The sequence below is a fragment of the Bacteroides sp. CAG:633 genome, assembly GCF_000435115.1.
Classification (GTDB): domain Bacteria; phylum Bacteroidota; class Bacteroidia; order Bacteroidales; family Bacteroidaceae; genus Bacteroides; species Bacteroides ndongoniae.
Genome location: NZ_FR882953.1, coordinates 1 through 7,712, shown reverse-complemented (window position 1 = coordinate 7,712; position 7,712 = coordinate 1). Strand labels below are relative to the sequence as shown.

Here is a 7,712-nt window from a genome sequence, read left to right as displayed (position 1 = left end):
TATCGGTAAAAATTTACCGAAGTATTGAATAAAAGAAAAGCCTATAAAGAGAGTTTTACTACGTTGTCAAACCCGATTGTCAGGTTTACTACATTGTATACCGAGCTTTCGGGAATGCGCAATGCAGCTCTATACAAGTATCCAGCCTCGCTTACCCCGAGGAAATCCATATCCGAGAGGATGGACTGATCCAGAATCTCAGGCGCAAGCACACTGGCAAACATCTTTTTAGTTATATCTTCGCCATAAAGCATCTCTTTCCCTTTGTATACACAAATGTGAATCACATTATCATAGTATACATTATCCACTCCGATGCCATCTTCCGAGTATGAAGTCCGGATAACTTTCATCTTAGAAGGATTGATATAAACATAGCCATGATAGCGATTGCCTTTGTGCATCACTACGCTATCTTTTTTTATCACCTCACTGATTGTCGGAATAACTTCTACCTTGCGCTCAGCAAAGACAAGGGCATCATCCGGATTTTCCGACTTATGCAATTTAACAAGTACGTCGGACAGGGAATAAAACGAGAAACTGTTTTCTGTCTGCATATTGATTTTATATGCAGTCACCTTGTTTCCACATAAATAGAGCGTGTCATGAACGATCTTAAAAGCCACCGGAACATTTTGCGGATCTGCATAATAAACAGTATCTCCATCGACCCTCATCAACGGAATTTCCGTATCATCACTCAGCCATATTCCCTGGAACATTTCTTTCGCCTTTAAATCTTCCTGTTCTTCCACAGCGGCTTTTTTCGGCTTACCGGTGCAACAAGCAAACAGAACGGCAGAAACACACATTCCTATGATCACCTTTCTATCCATGACTCGCTCTCTCTTTTTTCGCAAGCTATTTACAAAACAATATACTCGTCTGCTCTTCTCTATTACAGGTAATATTCGGCATCTTTAAAAGCAACCGCACGACCGTCTTTTTCCGACAGAAGCAATTGCTCTGCTGCTATTGGCCAGTCAATGCCGATAGTCTCATCGTCATAACGGATAGAAGCTTCAGCCTGAGGTGCATAAACATTGTCCACCTTATAAGTAAAAATAGCCTCTTCGCTCAATACCAGAAAACCATGAGCAAAACCACGAGGAATGAAGAACTGACGTTTGTTATCTTCGCTCAATTCTATGCTGACATACTTGCCAAACGTGGGAGATGACTGACGCAAATCTACTGCAACATCCAGCACTCTTCCCTTGATGACACGCACCAGCTTCGCCTGGCTATACTCGCCCTTCTGATAATGAAGTCCACGCAATACGCCGAACGAAGATTTCGATTCGTTATCCTGGATGAAATGCACATCACCAACATTGGCTTTAAATTCTTCTTCCTTGAAAGCTTCCATAAAATAGCCACGGGCATCGTTGAACACTTTAGGTTCAATTACCCATACACCGTCGATTTCTGTCTGAATATAATTCATCTTGTTCCGAATAATTTTATAACATAATGCAAAAGTAGACATTTTTTTCCAACAGTAGTCAATAAAAGCCATCTTGTTTATAATTTGTTGATAAGAAAAAATCCTCGGAAGTGGCTTATATCCGATAAATCCACTATTTTTGTAACATGATTGAATTAGCAAAACACATAGAAGTATTATTACTAGATAATGACTGTGTCATAGTCCCCGGTTTTGGTGGTTTTGTGACTCATTATATACCTGCTACAAGGATAGCCGAGGAGAATCTTTTCCTTCCTCCCACCCGTATCATTGGCTTCAATCCGTCTCTGACAATGAACGACGGATTATTGGCACAATCTTATGCCTCTGTCTACGATACAACTTTTCCGGATGCAACCAAAATGGTAGAGCGCGATGTAAAAATGCTGAAGGAAACATTACATGAAGAAGGAAAGGCCGAACTCTCCAATATCGGAGAATTGCGTTGCTCCATTCACGGAACTTACGATTTCATTCCTTACGACAGCAAGATTACGACACCTCATCTGTATGGATTAGGAAGCTTCGAAATGCAGGAGCTCTCCAAGTTAAAGAACAGCGAAACTGAGAAAAAGACGATTCCACTTCCGCATACAGCCGTTACGCGCAGAAACATGCCCCGGTGGAAGATCAGACTGAAACGGTCGCACATCTCTAACGTTATCGCCATCGTTATGGCTATTATGTTATTCTCGCTCTCGGCACCTGTAGAAAATACCGAAATCGTAGAAGAAAGCTATGCCCGTTTTCTGCCCGAGGAGCTGTTCGAAAGAATAGAAAAGCAGTCTGTAGTCAGCACTCCTGTCATCATCGGACAAAACAACAAAAAGAATAACAGAGATGCACAAGTCTCCAGTAATGTCCACAAGACAGTAAAACCTGTTGCTGTAAAAGAAGTAAAGGTAAAGGAGATAAAGAAAGAGCAACCTGCTACCCAACCGGCTGCTATTCAGCCCAAGACCAAGGAGGCTCCCAAAGCTGTTTCTTCGACAAACACTCGGAGATATCATATCATTATAGCCAGTGTGGGTACAGAAAGCGATGCTCATGCCATGGCACAAGAGCTGAAACAAAAAGGATTCAGCGACGCCCAAGCTATCATCGGTGATGGAAAGATGAGAGTCAGCATCTCCTCACATCCCAGCGAAGAGGAAGCTTATAAGGAATTGAATAATATCCGTAAAAACGAAGCTTATCAAAGCGCATGGGTATTAAAGAAATAATTCTTTTAGAGAAAGTCTTTTTATATACATACAGAAATAAAGAAATGAAACGAGTTCGTTGCCCGAAATGCGAAAACTATCTGACCTTCGATGAAACCAAATACAGCGAAGGCCAGTCGCTTGTTTTTATCTGCGACCAATGCAAAAAGCAATTCAGCATCCGCTTAGGTAAAACACCTACCAAGCTCCCTCGTAAAGAAGAGAAAATGAGCGAAAACGATTTTGTTGAATCCTTTGGCAACATTACCGTCATTGAAAACGTATTCGGATTCAAGCAGGTACTTCCTTTGCAAGAAGGCGACAACACAATAGGACGCCGCTGTGTAGGCACTAATATCAATACTCCCATCGAAACTTCGGACATGAGCATGGACCGTATCCACTGCATCATTAATGTAAAACGCAACAAGCAGGGACAACTCATCTATACCCTACGCGATGCTCCCAGTCTGACAGGGACTTTTCTGAACAATGAGATATTGGGCGACAAAGACCGCATCCGCATCGAAGACGGCGCCATAGTCACCATTGGAGCAACGACCTTCATTCTTCATACAGCAAAAGAAACGGCCGAATAAACATTCGGCCGTTTCTTTTTTATCGTTTTCTCTGTCAGGACTTCATCCTTCCCAGATACAAATTCCAATCTTAAAGGATTCCTTTTACAGTTTCCAACATGCCTTTTTCCTGAATTGAATTCAAAAAGTCGGTCAGCATGTCTGTCAGTCCCGGAATAGTATTCAGGTCGCCATGTTCTTTCCAGATCAAATCCTTGGCAGCCAAGACTCCTTCAGCCACTTTTCTTGTATCACCGGTAGCCCACAGATCTTTCAGCAGTTGCATGATTTCAGGAGCATCGTTAGGAACAATCTCCTTACCGTCTGCACGAACACCGCCTTTATAATAAGTAGTGATGGCAGCCAGTCCCAATACCAGTCCCTTAGGTAATTCGCCCTTACGTTCCAGGTAGACTTTCAGTCCCGGCAGGTCGCGCGTCTGATATTTCGGGAAAGAATTCAGCATAATGCTGGTTACCTGGTGATCTACATAAGGATTGTTGAAGCGTTCCAACACATCAGCTGCAAACTGCTTCAACTCATTCATCGGCAGGTTCAGCGTCTGCATCAATTCATCAAATTGTACCTTATGGATGTACTTACCGATAACCGGATGATTGCATGCATCACGGACAATGTCTACTCCACTAAGATAAGCCACCGGCGAAAGCACTGTATGAGGTCCGTTCAGCAAAGTCACTTTTCTTTCATGATACGGAGCTTCCGACTTCACAAACAATACGTTCAGACCAGCTTTGTCTGCCGGGAATTCATTAGCCAACTGACGCAAAGACAAGTTCTCGGCAGCTTCAATTACCCACAAATGGAAAATTTCGGCCTGCACCACCAGATTATCCTCATAGCAGATCTTCTTCTGAATCTGTGCAATCTCTTTGCGAGGGAATCCCGGCACAATACGGTCTACCAACGTAGCACATACATAGCAGTATTTAGTAAACCAAGTCTTAAACTTCTCATAATCGGCACCCAAATCTTCTTTCCACAAATCAATATACTGGTAGATACACTCTTTCAGATGATGCCCGTTCAGGAATATCAGCTCGCACGGCATGATAATCAAGCCTTTATCCTTATCTCCTTTAAATGTCTTGAAACGACGGTACAGCAACTGGGTCAGCTTTCCCGGATAGGAAGATGCGGGCGCGTCACTCAACTTACAGCTCGGATCGAAAGCAATACCAGCCTCTGTAGTATTGGAAATAACGAAACGAATATCCGGCTGGTCGGCCAATGCCATGAATGCGGCATTCTGTGTATAGGGATTCAAAGCACGACTGATACAATCGATACGGGTCAGCGTATTCACAGCATTACCGTTCAGACGTCCTTGCAGATTAACATGATACAGACAGTCTTGCCCGTTCAGCCATTCTACCATACCTTTCTCTATCGGCTGAACTACAACTACACTACTGTTAAAGTCAGTCTTCTGATTCATATTATAAACAATCCAATCCACAAAGGCACGGAGGAAGTTTCCTTCGCCAAACTGGATAATTCTTTCCGGTGCCACCGCTTTGGGGGCTGTAAGTTTGTTCAGTGCTTTCATTTTTTAAAATTTTATTGGTTATACTTATTCGAACTCAAAATAATAGTCAATCGTTTCCTTAATCAGAATATCAATAGGCATGTACTTCACAGGCTCTACCTGCTTTTTAAAGACAACCATATCACACAAGGCCTTCACACCCAGATACCCCTGCAGACCAGGGCGTTGCCCGATAAGACAACTAACCTCACCCGATCTTAAATAATCCACATTCTTCTGCAACAGGTCATATCCCAGTAAGCCTTTCAGCCTGCGACCTACTTCGTGCAAATACCCTGCTACCTGATACACCCGCGAGTTAAACACCGCTCCTAACATTGCATGAGGATGCGCAGAAAAAAAATCATCCAATATCAATTTGTTCCCGTCGGTATCTTCTTTCCGGAATACTACATCGTAGACTGTCAGATGACCAAATCGCTCATTTACGTATTCCATAAAGCCTTCCATACGCCGACGCATCTGTATTTCAGCCGGGCTGTTCTTCTGGTCACTTAAAAAAACCACCAGCTCCTGCCCCGGTTCATAACGCTGCATCAGGATTTTGGCAGCAACATATCCGCTCATTCTGGAGTCTTGCCCGATATAGCACGAAGCATGCATCTGCTCCATATTGAAGTCAATAAAAGCATAAGGAACAGCATCGGCATCCAAACCGGTAGTCAGCTCCAACGTTTCTTCTTCAAAGTTCGGAGCTATCAGAACCGCATCCGGCTTATCCGCCAGCAACTGCTCGCATGCCTCCCGATAAGATGCCCTGTCTGCATGCTTATAATATAAAAAGACTGTCTCTACATTGAAAGGCTGCAATTCGCGCGCTGCTTTTTCAATACCTTGCGCTACCGAATACCAATAGTCATACATTATATAATAAGGTATAAGGCAAACGATACGATAACGTTTTTTGGCAGCCAGACCGATAGCAAACATATTGGGCAAATAGTTTATCTTATCAAGCACACTTTGTACCTTCTCCCGGCTCGACGCAGATACATTTCCCCGATTGTGCAACACACGATCCACCGTACCAGCGGAAACACCTGCCATACGCGCAATGTCCTTAATCGTATAATTTTCGTCTTTCATATCCACAACCTACTGCCAGCTATGCAATCTTAAATATTATAAATAATTGCCCCAAAGATACGAATTATTTTGTTTCTACAAGTAAAATTTCTACTTTTGTGTTCGATAACAGTTAATAAAAGCAAAAGCTAAAAATGAAATATTTTACTAATAATCAATACAATAGATATTAGTATAGAAGAAATAATAATTATATACACTTAAATCGATTGAAAAATGAAAGAATTTATGGGAAAAGATTTCCTGCTGCAGACCGAAACCGCACAGGAACTGTATCATGAACACGCAGCCAAGCTGCCCATCATCGACTATCATTGCCACCTCATTCCGAAAATGGTAGCAGACGATTACCAGTTCAAATCCATCACAGAAATCTGGTTGGGCGGAGACCACTACAAATGGCGTGCTATGCGCACCAATGGCATCGACGAGCGTTTCTGTACAGGCAGCGATACGAGCGACTGGGAAAAATTCGAGAAATGGGCCGAGACTGTACCCTACACCTTGCGCAATCCGCTATACCACTGGACACATCTGGAACTAAAGACAGCTTTTGGCATCGAAAAGATTCTGAATCCCCAGACTGCACGTGAAATCTTCGACGAATGCAACGAGAAACTTAAACTCCCAGAATATTCGGCAAGAGGCATGATGCGCCGTTATCATGTAGAAACAGTATGTACTACTGATGATCCCGTAGATTCTTTGGAATATCACATCCAGACACGCGAAAGCGGTTTCGAAATAAAAATGCTTCCTACCTGGCGTCCGGACAAAGCCATGGCTGTAGAAGTACCTGCCGACTTCCGCAATTACGTTGAGAAACTTTCACAGGTCAGCGGTGTCACCATTTCCGGGTTCGACGATATGATAGACGCCTTGCGTAAACGCCATGAGTTCTTTGCCGAACAGGGCTGTAAACTGTCCGACCACGGCATCGAAGAATTCTACGCCGAAGACTACACCGACGCTGAAATCAAAGCCATATTCAACAAAGTATACGGAGGACAAGAACTGACACACGAAGAAATCCTCAAATTCAAGTCGGCCATGCTTGTTATATTTGGCGAAATGGACAGTGAAACAGGATGGACACAACAGTTCCACTACGGAGCCATCCGCAACAACAACAGCAAAATGTTCAAGCTGCTGGGTCCTGATACAGGTTTCGACTCTATCGGCGAATTTTCTACTGCAAAAGCACTGGCCAAGTTCCTCGATAGGTTGAACTCGGAAGGCAAACTCACCAAGACCATTCTGTACAACTTGAATCCTTGTGCCAATGAAATGATAGCCACCATGCTCGGCAATTTCCAGGACGGAAGCATCCCCGGCAAAATACAATTCGGTTCAGGATGGTGGTTCCTCGATCAGAAGGATGGAATGGAAAAACAGATGAATGCCCTGTCGGTACTCGGTCTGCTGAGCCGATTTGTAGGAATGCTTACCGATTCACGTTCCTTCCTGTCTTATCCTCGCCATGAATATTTCCGCCGTACTCTCTGCAACCTGATAGGTCGCGACGTGGAAAACGGCGAAATACCTGTTTCCGAAATGGCACGCGTCAGACAGATGGTTGAAGATATCAGCTACTACAACGCTAAAAATTTCTTCAATTTCTAAAAAAAAGATAGATAGTACAAAAAAAAGAAAGAGGTGTATCAGGAGAGCATTCGTTACCTGTACAACCTTCCGCGATAGCGTCTTGTAGTCTGCCTGTAGTAATTCTAACTTTGCCATAAAATTTTAGATATGGTAAAATTGGAATACTACAGGAAGGTGTGTCAAAAAGCACACCTTCTTTT

8 protein-coding genes are annotated in these 7,712 nt (G+C 43.2%); 3 read left to right on the top strand and 5 right to left on the bottom strand.

The genetic code is table 11. The features are described 5' to 3' along the window. Positions 1-41: 41 nt before the first annotated feature. Both QVP67_RS00710 and rfbC read right to left on the bottom strand, forming a co-directional pair. A complete protein-coding gene (locus QVP67_RS00710; protein ID WP_022161644.1) occupies positions 42-839 on the bottom strand; it encodes a DUF4738 domain-containing protein in 798 nt (265 codons plus the stop codon). Between the two features lie 62 nt (positions 840-901). Beyond that, a complete protein-coding gene (gene rfbC / locus QVP67_RS00705) occupies positions 902-1,450 on the bottom strand; it encodes a dTDP-4-dehydrorhamnose 3,5-epimerase (RefSeq protein ID WP_022161643.1) in 549 nt (182 codons plus the stop codon). A 146-nt stretch (positions 1,451-1,596) separates the two neighbouring features. On the opposite strand from rfbC, the gene QVP67_RS00700 reads away from it, so the two are divergent. Continuing rightward, the gene (locus QVP67_RS00700; RefSeq protein ID WP_022161642.1) at positions 1,597-2,694 is read left to right on the top strand and encodes an SPOR domain-containing protein; all 1,098 of its coding nucleotides are present in this window, start codon (positions 1,597-1,599) and stop codon (positions 2,692-2,694) included. Positions 2,695-2,738: 44 nt separating this feature from the next. Continuing rightward, the gene (locus QVP67_RS00695; RefSeq protein WP_022161641.1) at positions 2,739-3,272 is read left to right on the top strand and encodes an FHA domain-containing protein; all 534 of its coding nucleotides are present in this window, start codon (positions 2,739-2,741) and stop codon (positions 3,270-3,272) included. A 70-nt stretch (positions 3,273-3,342) separates the two neighbouring features. Here the strand turns inward: QVP67_RS00695 and QVP67_RS00690 are convergent, their stop codons facing one another. Continuing rightward, positions 3,343-4,821, bottom strand: a complete 1,479-nt coding sequence (locus QVP67_RS00690) for a tagaturonate reductase (RefSeq protein WP_022161640.1) — start codon at positions 4,819-4,821, stop codon at positions 3,343-3,345. 24 nt (positions 4,822-4,845) lie between these two features. Further along, positions 4,846-5,907, bottom strand: coding sequence for a LacI family DNA-binding transcriptional regulator (locus tag QVP67_RS00685; protein WP_022161639.1), 1,062 nt, complete (start codon positions 5,905-5,907; stop codon positions 4,846-4,848). 216 nt (positions 5,908-6,123) lie between these two features. On the opposite strand from QVP67_RS00685, the gene uxaC reads away from it, so the two are divergent. After that, positions 6,124-7,530 (top strand): glucuronate isomerase, encoded by a 1,407-nt coding sequence (uxaC, locus tag QVP67_RS00680; protein ID WP_022161638.1) that lies wholly within the window; start codon positions 6,124-6,126, stop codon positions 7,528-7,530. Here the strand turns inward: uxaC and QVP67_RS00675 are convergent. Next, positions 7,520-7,712: hypothetical protein (locus QVP67_RS00675; RefSeq protein WP_288179748.1), on the bottom strand; the 193-nt coding region annotated here is incomplete at its 5' end. The genes uxaC and QVP67_RS00675 overlap by 11 nt on opposite strands.

What these genes read in the sequence shown, in the direction of transcription:
- QVP67_RS00710 (WP_022161644.1), bottom strand. Translation starts at nt 839, where the DNA reads ATGGATAGAAAGGTGATCATAGGAATGTGTGTTTCTGCCGTTCTGTTT.
- QVP67_RS00700 (WP_022161642.1), top strand. Translation starts at nt 1,597, where the DNA reads ATGATTGAATTAGCAAAACACATAGAAGTATTATTACTAGATAATGAC.
- QVP67_RS00690 (WP_022161640.1), bottom strand. Translation starts at nt 4,821, where the DNA reads ATGAAAGCACTGAACAAACTTACAGCCCCCAAAGCGGTGGCACCGGAA.
- rfbC (WP_022161643.1), bottom strand. Translation starts at nt 1,450, where the DNA reads ATGAATTATATTCAGACAGAAATCGACGGTGTATGGGTAATTGAACCT.
- QVP67_RS00685 (WP_022161639.1), bottom strand. Translation starts at nt 5,907, where the DNA reads ATGAAAGACGAAAATTATACGATTAAGGACATTGCGCGTATGGCAGGT.
- uxaC (WP_022161638.1), top strand. Translation starts at nt 6,124, where the DNA reads ATGAAAGAATTTATGGGAAAAGATTTCCTGCTGCAGACCGAAACCGCA.
- QVP67_RS00695 (WP_022161641.1), top strand. Translation starts at nt 2,739, where the DNA reads ATGAAACGAGTTCGTTGCCCGAAATGCGAAAACTATCTGACCTTCGAT.